14 protein-coding genes and 3 pseudogenes are annotated in these 18,784 nt (G+C 31.8%); 13 read left to right on the forward strand and 4 right to left on the reverse strand.

Annotated features, from left to right (window positions below; all coding sequences use genetic code 11):
• Positions 1-1,162 precede the first annotated feature (1,162 nt).
• A complete protein-coding gene (locus G9F74_RS23575) occupies positions 1,163-1,537 on the reverse strand; it encodes a hypothetical protein (RefSeq protein WP_098133011.1) in 375 nt (124 codons plus the stop codon).
• A gap of 1,192 nt (positions 1,538-2,729) precedes the next feature.
• Here G9F74_RS23575 and G9F74_RS30590 point away from each other — a divergent pair.
• Together G9F74_RS30590 and G9F74_RS30595 are read left to right on the forward strand one after the other, a co-directional pair.
• Positions 2,730-3,716: pseudogene (locus G9F74_RS30590) on the forward strand (HAMP domain-containing protein); the annotation flags it as partial.
• Positions 3,717-3,839: 123 nt separating this feature from the next.
• Entirely contained in the window at positions 3,840-4,658 is an 819-nt protein-coding gene (locus tag G9F74_RS30595; protein WP_395940742.1) for a methyl-accepting chemotaxis protein, read from the forward strand.
• A 204-nt stretch (positions 4,659-4,862) separates the two neighbouring features.
• Here G9F74_RS30595 and G9F74_RS23585 read toward each other — a convergent pair whose 3' ends face one another.
• Both G9F74_RS23585 and G9F74_RS23590 read right to left on the reverse strand, forming a co-directional pair.
• A complete protein-coding gene (locus G9F74_RS23585) occupies positions 4,863-5,024 on the reverse strand; it encodes a hypothetical protein (protein ID WP_016107704.1) in 162 nt (53 codons plus the stop codon).
• A complete protein-coding gene (locus G9F74_RS23590) occupies positions 5,024-6,139 on the reverse strand; it encodes a tetratricopeptide repeat protein (protein ID WP_165406280.1) in 1,116 nt (371 codons plus the stop codon). The genes G9F74_RS23585 and G9F74_RS23590 overlap by 1 nt, the downstream gene beginning before the upstream one ends.
• A 308-nt stretch (positions 6,140-6,447) precedes the next feature.
• On the opposite strand from G9F74_RS23590, the pseudogene G9F74_RS23595 reads away from it, so the two are divergent.
• The 4 genes and pseudogenes from G9F74_RS23595 to G9F74_RS23610 form a co-directional block, all read left to right on the forward strand.
• Positions 6,448-6,682 (forward strand): annotated as a pseudogene (locus G9F74_RS23595) (hypothetical protein); the annotation flags it as partial.
• Positions 6,671-7,115 (forward strand): annotated as a pseudogene (locus G9F74_RS30455) (Holliday junction resolvase RecU); the annotation flags it as partial. The pseudogenes G9F74_RS23595 and G9F74_RS30455, both read left to right, overlap by 12 nt.
• Positions 7,116-7,248: 133 nt before the next feature.
• Positions 7,249-7,506 carry an ArpU family phage packaging/lysis transcriptional regulator gene (locus tag G9F74_RS23605; RefSeq protein WP_165406281.1) on the forward strand — a complete coding sequence of 86 codons (258 nt, stop codon included), beginning with the start codon at positions 7,249-7,251 and terminating at the stop codon, positions 7,504-7,506.
• A gap of 122 nt (positions 7,507-7,628) precedes the next feature.
• Positions 7,629-7,997, forward strand: coding sequence for a hypothetical protein (locus G9F74_RS23610; protein WP_098631050.1), 369 nt, complete (start codon positions 7,629-7,631; stop codon positions 7,995-7,997).
• Positions 7,998-9,481: 1,484 nt separating this feature from the next.
• On the opposite strand, the gene G9F74_RS23615 is transcribed toward G9F74_RS23610, so the two are convergent.
• Positions 9,482-10,768 carry a glycosyltransferase family 2 protein gene (locus tag G9F74_RS23615; RefSeq protein WP_165406300.1) on the reverse strand — a complete coding sequence of 429 codons (1,287 nt, stop codon included), beginning with the start codon at positions 10,766-10,768 and terminating at the stop codon, positions 9,482-9,484.
• Between the two features lie 285 nt (positions 10,769-11,053).
• Here G9F74_RS23615 and G9F74_RS23620 point away from each other — a divergent pair, with 285 nt between their 5' ends.
• The 7 genes from G9F74_RS23620 (at position 11,054) to pseG (ending at position 18,784) form a co-directional block, all read left to right on the forward strand.
• Positions 11,054-11,821: a glycosyltransferase family 2 protein gene (locus tag G9F74_RS23620; protein ID WP_016107717.1), complete on the forward strand. Its 768-nt coding sequence runs from the start codon at positions 11,054-11,056 to the stop codon at positions 11,819-11,821.
• A 4-nt stretch (positions 11,822-11,825) separates the two neighbouring features.
• Complete coding sequence (locus G9F74_RS23625) at positions 11,826-13,229, forward strand: CDP-glycerol glycerophosphotransferase family protein (RefSeq protein WP_016107718.1); 1,404 nt, start codon at positions 11,826-11,828, stop codon at positions 13,227-13,229.
• A gap of 229 nt (positions 13,230-13,458) precedes the next feature.
• Positions 13,459-14,484, forward strand: coding sequence for an SDR family NAD(P)-dependent oxidoreductase (locus G9F74_RS23630; protein ID WP_033668408.1), 1,026 nt, complete (start codon positions 13,459-13,461; stop codon positions 14,482-14,484).
• Positions 14,481-15,443 (forward strand): dTDP-glucose 4,6-dehydratase, encoded by a 963-nt coding sequence (locus G9F74_RS23635; RefSeq protein ID WP_016107720.1) that lies wholly within the window; start codon positions 14,481-14,483, stop codon positions 15,441-15,443. The genes G9F74_RS23630 and G9F74_RS23635 overlap by 4 nt, the downstream gene beginning before the upstream one ends.
• Entirely contained in the window at positions 15,443-16,648 is a 1,206-nt protein-coding gene (gene pseC, locus G9F74_RS23640; RefSeq protein WP_165406282.1) for a UDP-4-amino-4,6-dideoxy-N-acetyl-beta-L-altrosamine transaminase, read from the forward strand. The genes G9F74_RS23635 and pseC overlap by 1 nt, the downstream gene beginning before the upstream one ends.
• A complete protein-coding gene (locus G9F74_RS23645; protein WP_165406283.1) occupies positions 16,649-17,644 on the forward strand; it encodes a glycosyltransferase family protein in 996 nt (331 codons plus the stop codon).
• Positions 17,645-17,683: 39 nt separating this feature from the next.
• Complete coding sequence (gene pseG / locus G9F74_RS23650) at positions 17,684-18,784, forward strand: UDP-2,4-diacetamido-2,4,6-trideoxy-beta-L-altropyranose hydrolase (protein WP_016107723.1); 1,101 nt, start codon at positions 17,684-17,686, stop codon at positions 18,782-18,784.

The following is an 18,784-nucleotide window of genomic DNA, read 5'->3' on the forward strand; positions in this document are numbered from 1 at the left end:
AAAATAACCCTTGGAACAAGGGAGTTAGCTCGGCTGTCTTAGGACGAATTCGTTAGCTACCAAAAGTAACGACTAACCGAGAAGCCCCCACTTCAAACAGTCCGTTAGGACGTTAAGTGGCGGGTAGTTCACTGTGTTATTAAGCTACATCTTGAATACAAAGGATGCATTGGTCATTCTCACGAATGGATAAAATACGAGACTGGGAAGTTCCCTGAAAGTTACAGCAAAATAAAGTGGTAAGTACTTAATACAAGTGTATGTTAAAGAAGGATTTGCGGAGGATGTAATGAGAAAAAAGAACCCTGTAGGGTTCTTTTTCAAGGCATATTAACAGTAAGGAGAATCATGAAATGCTACTTCAAATCTTTATTAGGGAAAAGATTTTGAAAAAACTCAACATACGTCTATTTTTACATAAATGTAAGATATAGTAAATTGATAATATGTATACTTACTATTACCAATATTCAATTAATATAATTGAAACTATACGTATAATGTTAATAAACGTTTAGAAATCTAATATTAGATTTCATTGGTTAAAAAACTTAAGATATATCATTTCAAAAACTAACTAACATTTAAACGATTTCAATTGAAATCGGGTGTGTATTAACTCATACAAGCCTAATAAAATAAACAAAGACCCTGTAAACATACAGGGTCGGATACAGGGTTAAGGGAACGCATAGTTTCTTAAAATCATAATAACATGTATTTTTTGGATAGATATAAGAGGATTTTGACAAAATTAAGAACAAGACAGAAAATCTTTAAAAGAGCAAATGTGGTGCTGGAATTTTGATTCAGAATTAAACTACATGTTGATATTGTTACAAATTCTTGCGCATCGTGATCAAATTGTCTTTAAAGAAGAGGTTTAGATTAGAAGGATTATTGAATCTTCCTGAAAAAGAAAATGTTCTTTAGATTAACAGAAGAAAAGACACCTTTCGGGTGTCTTTTCTTTGAAAATACTCTATAATTAACTTTGGGGAAGGTAATGTTAGAGTATTCGTTTAGCATTATCTTTATATTTAATAAACCATGAAATTGAAAGGTTTTGTGGTTTATTTTTTTTGAACAATAGGTATTACAATTACAGTATTGGCAGTGTGCTATTGATCATAATAAGCATTTGGAGAAGTAGATTAAAAGTCTAACATCGAATAACGGTTCCGGAATATAGTGTTGCGAAATGATCTCCCATATCCCAGACGGTACTTGCCTGTATATAGCCCTTAAAGCCATCTGAAGAGTAATAAATCTCTTTTGGTATACTTTCTTTAGATTGGAAATGTGCTTTAGAGTATTTTACATAATGGTTTTTAATAACTTTTGATTCAGGCAGAATAGTGTTTTTTTGTTCCAATGCTTGTCTAGCACTAGCGGGTGGTATGAATTTTACAGTGTTTTGGTAATTATGATCTAAGGTGTCAGCTTGTACACTGTGTGAAGAAACAAAGACGCTTAAACTACTTCCCACAATTAATGTTGTAAATGCTAACTTTGAGAATTTTGTTAATCTACTCATCTTATAATCTCCTTTTCATTATTTTGTAAGGTATCTCCTTACACCTCACAGTCTATATCCACTACACAAGGGTGTACATACATATTGATAGACAAAATTCTACAAAATACCTCATGTTTTTGGGTTTGTGTATAATAATCCAATGTTTAATATTTTTCAGAAGTAAAAAGGTAGAGTTTATATAATAGAAAATGAATAATTTATGCAGAGCTTGTATATAAAATTATTGTTTAAATATTCTAAAATGAGTTGATAAAGATGCTGGGATGATTTTAGAAAACAAATAATTTTATAGGTGAAATTTAGATTCTAATTCTCTTTTTAAGTTTATTTATAGCAGCATTCACATGTGTGGATTATTGAGATTTAAATATAAAATATCTAAAGAATTTAGTGAAAGCAAACACTTTAAATATAAAAAAGTGAGAAAAATGATAAACATTCTTCTCACTTTCATCAATTAGGGTGGCATATACATAAATATGCGTTTGAGTGGATTTTGGATGAAAAATCCACATGCATAGTATAACAAAATATTTAAGGTTTTTTGCATGTAATATTGCATATGAAAAATATATAATTTATAAATTTTAATATTTAAAACTTATATATACATGTTACAATGAAATTCTCTAATTTATTTTATTCTTCTATTCGGAATTTATGGTTTAGTGATTCAATAAAACAAAAGTGACTGTAGTAAATAAATAAATGAATGAAATGATGCAGTTAGAATGGTTAAAAGGCAGTTAAATATAATTATTAAAAGAATAAATTCATTTAGTTATGTTTAGTGAATTTATTATGGTAAGGATTTCACTCGATTTGAATAGCGCTCAATTAAACTTTTATCCAAACAAAGTCAATAATTATTTTTTAAATAAAGTATGGTTTCATCCAGTTTATTTGGAATAATTCGTAGTCTAATAATTGCTTAATCTAGAAAAATAACATATTCGAAAGGAGGATAAAAAACGCAGCTTTTTAAATTTAAATATATATATATGAATATGTTTATAAAAGAGTGTAATGTTGATTTCATTTCGAATAATACTATAAATGAGCGTAGAGAGAAAATAAAGGAGCAAACATTTAAATAAAATATTTGAGTAGTATGAATGAAAAGGAGAAGTATATAGTGTTTAATATAAAAAGTAAATTAGAGCAAATAAAGCTTAAAACAAAGTTATCTATGGCATTTATAGCGATATTAATTATACCTAGTCTTATCGTTGGAATAACATCTTATGATGAGTCGAAAACAGATCTTAATGAAACAATTCTACAAACTGCGAAAGATAATGTGAGTATTTTAAATAAGATAGTTGATGATGAATTAGAAAATAAACATATAGATGTAACTCATTTTGCAAAGATACTCACACAAGGTGATTATAATCCTGATCAATTGCAAAATGTACAGAATAACTTTGATCAATATATACAGTTACATCCAGAGATAGAAACGATTTATACTACATCTAGTAATAATCAATTTATTCATGCACCTGTTGGAAAAATACCAGAAGGGTTTAATCCGTTAGAAAGTAGTTGGTATAAGGACGCAGTAAAAGCCAATGGAGAAATTATTGTTTCGTCTCCCTATAAATCAAAGGCTACAGGAAATATGGTAATTGCAATTGCAAAGCAAAATGCAGATAAAAGTGGTGTCATTGGTGTGGATTTAAATATTAATGATATTGTAAAAACATCCAAAATGATAAAAATTGGCAAGCAAGGATTTGTATCTATAGTAAGTCAAGATAAAACTATAGTTGTACATCCATCATTAAAGCCTGGAGAGAAGTTAGAGAAGACTTTAGCGGATGAACTGTACAAGAAAGAAAATGGAGTAATTACGTATAGCCTTAATGGTGAAGACCGAAACATAAGCTTTAAGACAAACAAAAAAACAGGTTGGAAAATAGCTGGTGTAATGCCCACGAAAGAAATTGAAGAGGCTACCAATCCTATTTTTTATAAAACGCTCTCTATAATAGGGGCTTCATTATTATTAGGTGGAATTGTAATTTTCTTCATACTTAGATCTATTATTAACCCATTAAGACAATTGGTTATTTCAGCTCAAAGAATTAGCCAGGGAGATTTAACTGAGAAAATAGATATTCGTTCAAAGGATGAACTTGGTCAATTAGGTGGTAGTTTCAATACAATGGCAGAGTCGTTACGTAATATTATTTCTCAAATTAACACATCTGCAGGACATGTAGCTGCTTCTTCTGAGGAATTAACTGCAAGCGTAGAGCAAGCAAGTGATGCGACAGAACAAATTACAAGAGAGATGGAAGAAATCTCGAATAGTGCAGAAGTTCAAAATAATGAAGTGGAGTCTGGAGCTAAATTAATTGGTGAAGTAACACGAAATATTCAATACGTAGCTACTAATGCTTCTGAAGTATCGGCTTCATCCATATACACAAAACAAAAAGCCAATGAGGGTGAACAATTAGTAGAACAAACTGTAACACAAATGCATTCTATACATCACTCTGTTTCACAATCCGATTATGTAATTAAATTATTAGATAAAAAATCGCAGAAAATCGGAAGTATATTAGAGGCGATTCAAAATATTGCGGAACAAACAAATTTATTAGCATTGAATGCAGCGATTGAAGCAGCTAGAGCAGGAGAACAGGGACGAGGATTTGCAATTGTTGCCGATGAAGTTAGAAAGTTGGCGGAGCAATCATCCGAATCTTCAATGGAAATTGGAAGTTTAATCAACGAAATACAAGCAGATGTACATGAGACTGTAAAAGCTATGAATGAAGTAGGAGTAGAAGTACAGTCGGGAATTCAGGTTGCGAATGATACAAAACAAAGTTTTTATGAGATTTCAAAATCTGCAAATGATATTGTATCAAAAGTGCATGGTATGGTGGGACTATCAAATAAAATGACAACTGATGCAATGAAAGTCGATACATCGATTGATCAAATAGCTATGGCTGTGAAAGAGAATTCTTCAAGCGTGCAAACGATAGCAGGCTCATCTGAGGAACAACATGCTTCTATGGAAGAGATAAACTCTTCAGCAATACAATTAGCACAGATGGCGGAAGAACTTCAAGAGTTAATTGGTGGATTTAAGATATAAGTTCAGATTCTAGGATAGAATCCTAGAAAGCGTGTTAAAGAATAAGAATTAAAAAGCTTATATTATGTAAATAATTATAATATATATTTTATAAAAAGATTAACTACTTTAAATGGTAGTTAATCTTTTTTAGTGTATCGTAAAACTTATGTTTAGAAAGAAGAAAGCTACAGGAAAAGTATAGTTCATATTTCGGCATTTAAATTAAATTTGTTGTGGTGCACCACCATGATCGCCAACACTATATGAAGGAGCAGGATAATGTCCATGTGTAGCAAGCTGATCTGTTTTAGAATATTGAGAAACTCCCACCGTTAACGCCCCAATAAAAGCAATACCAGATAAGAATAAGCTAATTTTTTTCATTATTTTAACACTCCTTTTTCGATTGATTTTCGTCTTGCTCGATAACAAATTTGGAAATAGTCACTTACTTTTTTGTGATTCTCTAATTGTCTACATTTTGTAGCAAATAATTCAGCGTATTCGACAACATATTCCCATAACTCTTCTTTCTCAAAGTATAACATTCCTTCTCGAATGATTTTTTCTGATTCTTCCAATGGAATGTTTTCGTTTAATCTTTTTAAAATAAAGAAGTGATGTATATATTCTTCGTTATGAATTTCTCTGCAAATCTTTAATCCCTTATCAATGAGTTTGCTAGCTATCAATTGTTCCCCTAATTTATAATGTTCCTTAGCTTGTAGGAAGATAGCCTTAAAGTGTGTAGGGATTTTATCCGTTACTTCTGAAAGATGACGAATAGCTAAAATAGACATGCTTTGATCAGAATAGAGCCACCCCATAGTACTTCTTACATATAACAACGAATCTTCTTCCTTATTCTTTTTTAGTAAATCAATTGCAGAATGTAGATATTCTTCTGCTTGTTCGTACTGCTTTAAATAGATACAGCAGCCACCTAGTAAGCTATTACAAAAAGCTGTTTTTACTTCATAACCTTCATACTTCGAAAAAATTGCTCTCGATTTATTTGCGTATTCAATAGAAGCGACCATGTTATAGGTATGATGATAAAAAGTAGCGATTCTATAGTAGAATTCAGCATGTTCAATTTCATCTGGTATATCTACTAATATCTTTTCTGTCAGTTTATAATGTTCCTCTGCCTCAGTATAATTTGATATAAAAGTGGAATGAATGGATTTAAAAAAGTGATAATAGAAGCGTAGAAAATGGTCTGTAGGCATATCATAATCGCTAATAGCATCAAAATTATTTTGTTGAATACCAAGGCTATCTGTTAAGACAGTGTAACGAAATTCCAGTAATGAGTAATACAGTAACAAATTTTGATCCTGACGTTCTTGATTCGGCTCAATGCTTAACTTGCCAATCTTTTCATCAATATTCTTTTTTAGATTAGTAGCTTTTACAACTTGTTGAGATAGCATAGATCGATACCAGTCGTTCAATAGAGAGGTTAATTGCTCATTTTCATTTACTGAAACACTCATTATATACTCCCCCATCCTATAGAAATGTCCTAATCCAATTTAATTGTTACTATCATAGCAAAATAGAAGAAAAAATGGAGTAATTTTACAACTTTTTCAAGGAAATTCAGAAAATGATCAATTCTTGTCGAATGTACTTAGAATTTAAGTAATCTCTTGGGCAATTCTTGTTTGTGTGAAAGGAGGGTACTTGAAAATGAAAGTAGAACGAATCTTTGAAGAAGGAGTCTTTTGTCGGAAAAGATAAAAGGGAGAGAAAGTCATGTTAGGAAAATTAGGTGAATCAACATATCACTGTATTAACAGAAATGAACAGTCAATACAGTGATATGTTGATGGATATAGGTATATAAAAGGTGTCTAATGAAAAAGAAGAGTTGCTTTTAGATAGTAAGAATGGAACGGCAATTCTTTTACTAGAAGAGACAATACGTTTAGAGTGGGAGGGAACAACACAGCGTGTTATTCGTACGATATTTGACTAAAAACAATGCAGCATATTCTAACACGGTAGTAGGAGAAGTTATTTCTTATAAAGGACGAGCAGTAGCATTTGAAGCGAAGTCTACAAATGAGATAAATCGATTTGATTTAATTTAAAGAACATTGCACAGCGTCAATTGGATTACTTAGAGAAGGCGGAGGAAATGGGGGCGGTTTCTTCCTTATAGGGTTCAGCAGGGACAAGTCAATATTCGTGGTACTACCATTAGTCATTCGGTCTTATGTAAGGATGTCGCAATAGCCAAAAGGAAAAAAGTCCATACCAAGAGCAGACTTTGATATTTATGGGTACCTAGTAGAACAAACTGAACGAGCACCAGTGGATTACTTACAATACATTGATGAAGCGGCAACTCCAGTTATGTTTGATGTCATGATTGAATTTGATGAGGACCATAAGAGAGTAGCAATTAACATTGAAGTAGCAAAAGAGAAGATAGCCAACAAGAAATGTAAGTTATTAAAGGTTTGATGGATAAGGGAAGCATGCAGAGTGGATGGTGGGGGCTACTCTGCATGCTTCCCTTATTTAACAATGAGATGGCAAAATTTCACGTACCTTATGTAATATTAAAAAGACAAATCCAGAAATAGGAGGATTACAGATGGAGCAATTAGCATCCTTTCCAGAAATCAATGACGAGACATATAAAGGGTTCAAAAATAAGTTTAAGCAAATAGATAAGGCGTTTCAAAACGTTCTTGATTGTGACGAAGCTGAAATAATTAAGATGAAGTACCTAAATGGAGAAAAGCTAAAAGATATTTTTATATACCAAGAGTTATCAATTAAAAGAGATCATTTCTACAATAAGAAAAAGAATGCAATTCGATTGATTGCTACGTCGGTGAGGACGATTTGATTTTTGTATATCCATTATTAACTAAAAATATTAAAAAATATGTAATTATGCATATTTAACCAAAAATAAATATTATTCCTATATAATGGTAATTGTATTTAACAAATTCTGGGGGTTTTAAAATGAAAAAATTAGGAAAAACACTTCTAACAGGTATTGTTTTATCAAGCGGACTTCTTTTTAGCACTTCTGATGCATTTGCATATTCATCGAAAGGTTCTATTGATTTCCATACTGATTATAATAGCTATGGTAAGGGCGCTTCATCTATTAATGTAGTGGGAGATGTACCTTATAGTAACAGTTTGGTTGAATTAGTTAGAAAAGGCGGAACTGTTGTACAACGTCATGATATTGGCGCTGGTCATTTCGATATATCATTGCCACTAGGCGGTGTTACACCGGGATTATATGATGTACGTGTAACATCAGATACAGGCGGCGTTCATAAGCAAGGTGTATTAACAAATTACCTAAGAGTAAAATTATAATTACTTATTATAAAGAATATAGTTTGAAGGAAAGGGCAGGATCATTCAATAATGATCCTGCCTTTTGTATTTATAAATCTTCGACAAAATCCCGACAAAAAAGGATACTAAATAGGGGGAATTTTGATAATGAAATCACCGGTATTCTTAATGTACAAACTCTTTGAAAACCGCATAACGAAGAGGATTAACACTCCTGTTAGTGAATGTTCTGATGCGAGAATGTCACGGTAACGTATATCGCATAGTAGGGCGGACAAGGCGGTAAGAACCCGTGTTAAGAAGAGAAGACCCATGAATATATAACAATGACATATTCCAGTGTAGCGGGTGTGAAATGACTCGCATTCGTCATGCTGTTTCTAATTATGTTCACTATCAGTTCAGAGACTGCCATATCCTCTGAGCTGATAGTGAACATAATAATTCTCTATTCTATATTAATGTCGTCTCTTGAAAATGGAATGGGGGTGGTTGCTCATGATTGAGTTACACTTGCATTAAATTTTTAGAGCAACAATGTTTTATCAAGTACATCAGTAATTACTCACGCTCTTTATTATTGATGTAGAAAACAAAGAGCTCTCCACTCTTTGTTTGAACTAACGTAGTGGAGCCTCCTCTCCAGCCCCTTGAAAGCTGTCACTTCAGTAATGTTTTTTGTATTATAAAGATAATTGGTTATTTATATGAGATATTGAGAATTAATTAGTATTATGAAATAATAAGGATAAATAGATTTTATGATGAGTGTGATCAATATATTTAATGTCTAATTATATATAGATGATCTTCTAGGGGAGGAGAAGTTAGTTTGCCAGAGGAGAACAAAAAAAGACTGTTTACACTGTTTTTATTATGTGTATCCTTAGCTATAACCTTAGTATCTAAAAAAATGGGATACTTTAATATCGCAGGTATAGGTATTCTGTTCGGGTTCGCTGTTATGTTAGCATCAATTGTTGAAAGTATCAGAGATAAGAAGAAAATCAAGAAACAGAATGAGAATTAGCATCCAACATGGGTGCTTTTTTTGTTGTATAGGGAGTACCGCCCCATAGCTATCAAGCTAAGATTATATAAATTCAATTTTAGGCGAGATTGTTTCTTTTTTTAAAAGGGTAAGTGTATGTTATTGAAAGATTTGTATACGAAATAAACCCTAAAGGGTTTCAATTTTTTGAATTAAGCGACTTGATTATCAGACAGGGGACAATTGTAAACGACACCTAATATGTTAGTTCTTGTCTTTCTTAAAAACATTATCTATCTGGCTTCGTGATAAGCATTTTAATGGATTATTTTTATTTATTTTATAAGTTAAGGAGAAACTTATATCATCCCATTAGGGGATACTACTATAAAAATGTGAATCTTTATTTAGTTTACTTTTATCAATCCGTTTAATTTTTTAATAATACCGTAAGTAATTATAGTACTTAGTTTAGGACCTCTTTCTATTGTTTTTTTACTATTCCTTGATTCTATTCTAAGTATTTTTCTGCTAGATAAGAGGGATAGGATGAAATAGGAGGGCCAATCTTAAAATAGGATAAACTGGTCTTTGAAATCGGTATACAGTTTTTAAATAAATACAGTTTTTGCAATATGTCTTTATCTATAGGGTGAAGCATGTAATCGGTCATGATGAAATAATTATGATGATAGATAAATACTTTTCCTTCTGGAAGAATCGTGTAATTAGATATATTTGGATAAATAGGTGGTCCATCTGAAAATTGATCTAAACTACGTTGTGAAACTTTAATAATTTCCTGAGTTGAAAATTTGAATTTGCGAAATGCTATGGTATTAATAAATGGTCGTTTTTGGTTATTTTCTATATAAAATAACTCTCCTTTTTCATTTTGTACAACCCGTAGATTTGGAATTGACTCTGTAGAGGTTATGGGAGGACCTTCTGTATATTTGTAGATAAATGGATTGGGGATTAAGATAATTTCATTTTGAGTATATTTGAAGTAGGAAAGCATGTCTTTCGAAATAAACCTGCGTTTAAAGTTATCAATTAAAAATACTTCACCGTGTGAATTACTAAACAAAATACCATTTAAATCTTTAGAAGGGAGGTTAGCATATAGGTTTTGAAAAGAGAAGGGTGTTTTAAAAGTAATATCGAGCACTTGGCTAATGGGATAAAAAGGTTGGAATGCATTTAGGCGTTTCCAAAACATTGCATCTCCAACAAACCAATATAAAGGATTTGTATCCCAATATTCACAGTACTTTTCATAGACCTTTAATAATATTCTTCTAGTATGCATAACTGAACAGTGGTCTACAACATTAGCAGCTGTATATAAAATTTTCGAAGCTTCTCTCACAAATTCATTTCTAGATTGTAGGTTATAATCAACATATTTTACGTATTGAGAAGAGTACACTACATCAATTTCAGGATGTTTCTCTAAGAAAGATAACATTTCAGCTAATCTATTTGGAAGGTATATAGTATCGTCCGTTAAATAGCAAATATAATCCCCACGGGTTAATGGAAGTGCCTCATTGATAAGTGTTGCATATCTGGTGGTTTTATATCTCTCATTATCTTGTATAAAACTATTCTTATAAGTAATTCGAGGGTCCTCTAGATAATTTTTTATGACATTTATCGTTTCTTGACAGGAGTTGTCATCCATAATAAACAGTTCCCATTCTTTATAAGTTTGCATTAGAATACTTTCAATGACTTGATTAATTAATGATGGCTTATTATAACTGGTAAGGATAATTGATATTAGGGGTTGCAAAGTTTCCACCTCTTCTAAGAATAAAGAATGTTTATTTAGTAAAGTGTAATAAATAAACATTCTTTATTAATACTCTCTTTTTTTGCACATGAATAGTTTATTACTTTTTCATAGATATGGTATGGACTATAGTGGAGTGAAAAAGATATATAGGTGAATATAAATATTGCTATTAATTTTAATAAATAAAGAAACCTTTTTTAAAATTATCGGAACGGATTGTCCTTTCTGTTTATATAATAACGTAACTGTTTTTGTATTTGTTGATAAGGAGGAGAGGGGTATTTGCCTAAAATTTCAGTTATAATGACAAGTTACAATAAGCCTGCGTTTGTTGAAAAATCGATATTAAGTGTATTAAACCAGACTTTTCAAGACTTCGAGCTTTTTATAATGGATGATGATTCAGATGAAATGACCCAGAAGGTGATTCAACCATTCATAAATAAGGAAAATGTTCATTTTTATAAAAGTAATGTAGCCCATATTTCTGAACGGACAAAAAGAGTCAGATATGCTGCTTTAATTAATGAGGCACTTAAGCATGCGAAAGGGGAATATATAACTTATATTACAGATGATAATCAATATGAAGAAGAACGCCTTAAAAAGATGTCTAGTTATCTTGATGAGAATGAAGATGTTCAAATTATTTACTCTGCATCAAAAACGATTCATATAGATGAATCAGATATGCCCACTAAAACGGTTGAAAGACCTGCAAAAAAAATTACGAATAATGCTCCATGTACCATTGATCATTGTTCTATTATGCATAGAGCCTCTGTTTTACCAATTCTTGAAAAAAGGTGGAATTCTTACTGGGATGAAGATCCACAGTTTTATCGGATAGGAGATGCACGCTTCTTTTGGAGGTTAAATCACTATTGGGATTTTTATCCCTTAAATGAAGTTTTAGATATTAATTATATTACTCCTCATTCAATACATGCGCAGTTATTTGCCGAAGAAAAAAATGAATTTGTACAACTATTACCACCACAAAGAACATGTAAAGAATTAAGAGAAGACTTAAGAAGAAAAAGAGGGTGAAATATTGAGTGACATTTATTTGGAAAATTACTGGTTATTAAATCTAGAATATATAAAAATTTTTTCAGAGTTAAAGCATTATAACATTCCTTTACCATTACTAAGTAATTTTTATCAATATTTAGATGAAGATATAAAAAATAAAATGAAAGATCATAATTTTTACAAGCAGCTGTCAATTGAGCCCATAGAGGAAACACAGTTACAGTTAGAGTTTGAAAAAATAATTTCTGTATTTCAATCAAAAGTAAAAAGAAAAAATCAAAATGGAGCAATCCTCCTAAATTCAGATTATCTCCGTTTTTCAGTAAGTAACTTTACCCACTTTAATCCAAATCAAACAAAGATACTAACAAGATCAAAAAAGACAGAACTTTACGGTCTTCCTACAATTTGTGCACCAGATTATATAAATAAAGCCTCTAATACCGCACATGTTTTCATAGAAAAAGCTAAAGAACTCTTTTTAAAGTTTAATAAACACCCACTATTATCAAACATGTTTTTTCAAAAAAAATTACTCAGCGACCTCCCTATCATGATTGAGAAACTTAATATGACCCATTTTATTTTTAAAGAACAAGATATTTCTGGTGTGATTGTTGGTACTACGGAAGATATAACAAGTAGAGCTCTTACTTTTCTTTCTAGAAGTGAGGGGATACCAAGTTATTGTCTTCAGCATGGTGCAATAATGGGAGAGGAAGCATACTTTCCAGTTTTTGCAACAAAGCAGGTCGTATATGGAAAATATGAGCAAGATTGGTACCTTCAAAAAGGGGGCTGTGAATCTCAAATTGAGATAATAGGGCACCCCAGATATGATGAGATCTTCAATAGAGCGTATGTGGATAAAAAAACTATTTTTAATAAATTAAAAATAGACCCCTCTACAAAAGTGATTTTTATTGCAACCCAGCCATTTAAAACTTCATTTTATATTGAACTGACTGAAAAGTTAGTGAAAGACAAAAATATTACGGTTATTATAAAGCCTCACCCTTGGGAAAAAGGGCGTAACCTAGTAGGAGAATATATTAGGTTAAGTAACGTATATCCTAATGTTAAATATATAACAAATGAAGTGAACATGTATGATGTCATTTTACATGCAAATCTTGTGGTTATCTCGAATTCAACAGTAGGGTTAGAGGCAATGTTATTAGATATACCTGTAGTTGTTTATAAATCTTTATTAGAGGAAAGGGATTATAAATATTACGATACATTAGATTGGCTTGTAAATCATTCTATGGAAGATATGATTAGCACGATTAAAAAAGTTCTAAATGATTCTTTACAATCAAATCTATCGAAAGAATTAAGAAGAAGATTTATTACTGAAAACTATCCGCAAGAAGCATGCACGAAAAGATTGATAAAATTAATTCAAAGTGAAAAAGATTAAACTCATCATCACTTACTAATGTTTGAAGTAAAGAATTACTAAAGCAATATCATTTCCTCAGTTTTCTATGATTAATATGTATCATAAATTTGTAATGGAAACGTATGTTTCAATATCCTTCAAGCTAGTTTATCTCTCGATAAATGGCTTGCCTATGGAACTACACACAATTTGAAAAGAGGTTTTTCTTAGCTAAAAGTAATTTCAATATGAGGAGGTATATATGTTCATGTTTTTTAAAGATAAAAACGTTTTAATTATTGGTGGAACAGGAACAATTGGAAAAAGTATTCTTTCTAATGTTCTACAGGAAAAGCCAAAAGTAGTAAGGATTTTTAGTAGAAGTGAATATAATCAATTTTTATTACAAGAAGAATTCAGGGATAAGAGTCAAAATATTCGTTATTTAATTGGAGATGTTCGCAATTATGATCGAGTGTTTAGTGCGATGGAAAATATTGATTATGTGTTTCATGTGGCCGCAATGAAGCATGTTTCTTTTTGTGAATATAATCCGTTTGAAGCAGTTTTGACCAATATTTTTGGAACACAAAATGTAATAAAAGCAGCAATTGCTCAGAAAGTAAAAAAGGTAGTTTTTACAAGCTCTGATAAAGCGATTTCACCAACAAATAATTACGGTGCAACAAAATTAACTGCTGAAAGATTGATTACATCAGCAGAATATTCAAAAGGTTCGAGTGAGACTATATTTGCCAGTGTTCGCTTCGGAAATGTTATGGGGTCAAGAGGTTCTGTTATTCCCTTATTTGAAAAACAAATTAAAGAAAACCAAAAAATAACTGTAACGGATCTTAGTATGAGTAGATTTATGATGACACTGAACCAAGCAACTATGTTAACAATTGAAGCAATGAAAATAGCAAAGGGTGGTGAAACTTTTATATTAAAAATGCCAGTTATTTCATTAAACCATTTAAGTGAAGTGATGATAGAAGAAGTCACAAAGTTATATGGATTGCCCAAGGAGACTATTAAAATTGAAGAAATCGGGTTAAAACCTGGTGAAAAAATGTATGAAGAACTTATGACACATGATGAATCTTTACAGGCTTTTGAATTACCAGAAATGTTTATCATTCCTAGCCCATTAAAAAAGGGTACTCAATATGAAAATGCAAAAAGGGCGAAGGCAGGGTTTTACCGTTCTGATCATCAAAATGCAATTACAAAAGAAGAGCTTAGAAATTTAATATTAAACCAGCAACTACTAACAGGAGGAGAGAAACTATGAAAATATTAGTAACTGGTGGTGCGGGTTTTATTGGTAGGTGGGTTGTAAAGAGATTATTGCAGGATAAGCATAAAGTATGGATAATAGACAACTTAGCAAATTCAACTACTGCAAATATTACCGAGTTTGCACACGATCTAAATTTAAAGCAATGCATTCAAGGAGATATTAAAGATAAAAAGTTAGTTGCTCAATTATTTGAAAATAATTCATTTGACCTTTGTTATCATTTAGCAGCGAGTATTAATGTTCAAGATAGTATAGATGATGCTAGAACAACTTTTGAAAATGATACAATAGGTACTTTTAATTTGTTAGAACAATGTCTTAAGTATCATGTCAAAATGGTCTTTATGAGTACTTGTATGGTATATGATAAAGCTACTAATATACAAGGGATATCAGAATTAGACCCGATTAAACCAGCTTCTCCATATGCTGGATCAAAAATTGCTGCTGAGAACATGGTTTTATCTTACTATTATGCTTATAAGCTGCCCGTAGTAGTTATTCGCCCATTTAATACGTATGGCCCCTACCAGAAAACAGGTGGTGAAGGTGGGGTTGTTGCCATTTTTATAAATAATAAATTAGATAATGTACCACTAAATATTTATGGGGACGGAAAACAAACGAGGGACCTTTTATACGTTGAAGATTGTGCAGATTTTGTTGTGGCAGCAGGATACTCTGCAAAAGCAAATGGTCATATTATCAACGCTGGAACAGGACAAGATATATCTATTAATAAATTAGCAGAATTGATTTCGGGAAATAAAGTAAGTATTCAACATGTAACTCATATCCATCCACAAAGTGAAATTCAAAAATTATTATGTAACTATGAAAAGGCAAAAACAATATTAAACTGGGAGCCGAAAGTTTCTTTAGAAGATGGAGTTATTAAAACAGAAGAGTGGATCAAATCTTTAAAAATTGCCCCTAAGGAGAAAGAGTGATGGTAAGGGAAATTCTCGCTATGCACGGAGGAAAGCCTGTTAGAGAAAAATATTTACCATATGGTCAGCAACAAATTGATGAATGTGACATTAAAGCTGTTGTAGACGTATTAAAAGGGGATTTTTTAACAACAGGACCAATGGTTCAGCGGTTTGAGGGAGCTATAGCGAAATATGCGGGAGCAAAATACGCTGTTTCCTTTTCAAATGGTACAGCTGCATTGCATGCTGCCTGCTTTGCAGCTGGCATAACGGAGGGAGATGAGGTAATTACAACTCCAATGACATTTGTAGCAAGTGCAAATTGTATTTTATATCAGGGGGGAAAGCCGGTATTCGCCGATATTGACAATGAAACATATAACATTAGTCCTAAATCTATAGAGGAAAAGATTACAAACAAAACAAAAGCCATTATTCCCGTACACTTTACTGGACAGCCTGTAGAATTAAATGCAATACAAAAAATAGCAAAAGAAAATAATTTGATTATTATTGAAGATGCAGCTCACGCATTAGGAGCCACATATAAAAATAAAAAGATTGGTTCTATTGGTGATATGACAATGTTTAGTTTCCATCCGGTGAAACATATTACTACCGGAGAGGGCGGAGTAATTACCACAAATAATCCTCTGTTTTATGAAAAACTTATTCAATTCCGTACGCATGGAATTGAAAGAAATCCTCAAAAACTTCTTGAAAATCATGGGCCTTGGTATTATGAAATGCAATTCTTAGGTTACAACTACAGATTAACGGATATACAAGCTGCTCTTGGTTTATCACAGTTAAGTAAATTAGACTCTTTTATTAAGACTCGAAAGAAATATGTAGACATCTATAATAAAGAATTTAGTTATTTATCTGAAATCACAATACCAAAGCAATTGCCTCAAACCGATTCAAGTTGGCATCTTTATATTATTCGCTTAAATACTAAATTATTAAAATGTAATCGAAAAGAAATCTACGAAGCATTACAAAGAGAAAATATCGGTGTGAATGTGCACTATATACCCGTACATTTACAACCGTTTTATCAAAAATTAGGTTATGGAAAAGGTATTTGTCCGCAAGCAGAAAACATATATGAGGAATTTATTACGCTGCCTCTATTTCCTAAAATGACGGAAGCTGATGTGTGGGATGTAATAAAAGCAGTAAGAAAAGTTCTTTCGTTTTATAGAGTTTCTAAAAATTAAATGAAAGGGGTGTTATTAAAAGTGCAAAACCAAAAATTGTTAAGAGCAGTTACAAAAGTTGATATTAGAAAAGGAGAGATTATTACAGCTAATAAAGTAACTATGGAATTAGATGTTGTAGAAAATGCGCTGAACGAGCTTGAAGCAGAGGAATTATTACCTCAGGTAGCTGTATATAATTTGTCTGCAGGTACCCCATTAACAAAAGAGGTTATTGAGCCTCCAAAGGTAGTAATAATTGTACTTTGCCGGTTAAAATCTACTAGGTTACCTTTAAAGGCAATATTGCCAATACACGGAGTTCCTTCCATTGAACGATGTCTTATAAATACATTAGCTATTCCAGGAAAACACCAGGTCATACTTGCTACTTCAGATATTGCACAAGATGACCCTTTGGAAAAATTTAATTTAGACGGGAAAGTTAAGATTTTTAGAGGTGATCCAGAAAATACCGCTGATCGCATGTTCCAAGCTGCAAAACAAGAAAATGCAAACATTGTCATACGGATTACCGGGGATTGTCCCGCTGTGTCACCAGAAATTAATACTTTTTTACTAGATGAACATTTGAAAAGCGGTGCAGATTATACACAGGCAGAGTTAAGTACGTTACCTGTCGGAACAGCAGGCGATGTTTTTACATTAGAGGCAATCGAACGACTACTACAAACCCCAAAACCTTTAACCTATGCAGAATACCTTCCGTTTTATTTTATTAATAATCCACATTTATTCCGGGTCAATATAGTGAAACTCCCTCCACCATTTTGTTACCCTAATTGGAGGTTAACACTAGACGAAAAACCAGATTTAGATATGTTCAATGAACTTTATAAAAGTTTGAATGTAAAATCTAATCCTTTATTTTTTTATCAAATAAAAGATAACATCCTTCGAAATCCTGAACTTATTCAAATTAATAGTCATGTGAAATTAAAATGGGCAAATCAACAATCATTAGTAGATGAGCTAAATAGAGAAACGATATTATAAATTAATAAATTTTAGTGCTTTTAGTGAGGAGGAAGTATCTTGCTTGAGAAAAAAATTGCCTTTCGCGCTGACGCATCTATTGAAATAGGTACTGGTCATATTATGCGTTGTTTAACATTGGCTCATGAGTTACGGAATAAAGGTGCTCAAGTATATTTCATTTGTCGTAAGCTACAAGGTGATTTGCATCAATACATTTTAAATAAAGGATTTCATGTGTTTTTATTAGATGCAGATAATGAAAATACGAATTTCTTAAGTACAGTACACGGGAGTTATTTAAACTGGCTAAAATATCATTGGTTTGTTGATGCACAGCAGACCAACGACATTTTATCGCAACTTCCCAACTTTGATTGGTTAATTATTGATCATTATGGATTAGATAATAAGTGGGAGTCTACTTTAAGAAAAAATGTAAGAAAAATAATGGTAATCGATGATCTTGCAAATCGAATGCACGACTGTGATTTGTTACTAGACCAAAATTTATACGATAACCTTAATAGTCGCTATAAAGATTTAATACCAGAGCACTCATTAGTAAAGTTGGGACCTAAATACGTTATATTGCGGCCGGAGTTTCATGCCGCTAAGAAATTTTCACGAAAAAGAACAGGAGAAATTGAGAGGATCTTTATTTTTTTTGGTGGGCATGATGTAACAAATGAGACATTAAAAACGTTAAGAGCCTTACAAAATATAAATAAAGATAACTTAAAAATAGACGTGGTGGTAGGAAGCCAAAATCCGTATAAAGAGGAGATTCAAACTTATTGTAAGAGTGTTTCTACCGCTTCATATTATTGTCAAATAGAGAATATGGAAGAGCTTCTCGTACGAGCGGATTTAGGGATAGGAGCTGGGGGCACAACTACATGGGAACGATGCTTTCTTGGATTACCTTCTATAACAATTACAACTGCCCAAAATCAAATCGAAGTAACCAAGACTGTAGCGAAGCTTGGAGCTACATGGAATATTGGTACAGCTGAAAGTGTTACGGATAAAGTAATTACGAAATGCCTAAACAAACTTTTATCAGATTCTAAAATAGTAAAAGAAATGTCTAATAAAGCCCTTTCTATACAGTGTGCGAGTAATTCATATGAAATAGCAAAAATTATTTTAGGAGGATAG

The organism is Bacillus sp. EKM202B, from assembly GCF_011066025.1.
GTDB lineage: Bacteria > Bacillota > Bacilli > Bacillales > Bacillaceae_G > Bacillus_A > Bacillus_A toyonensis.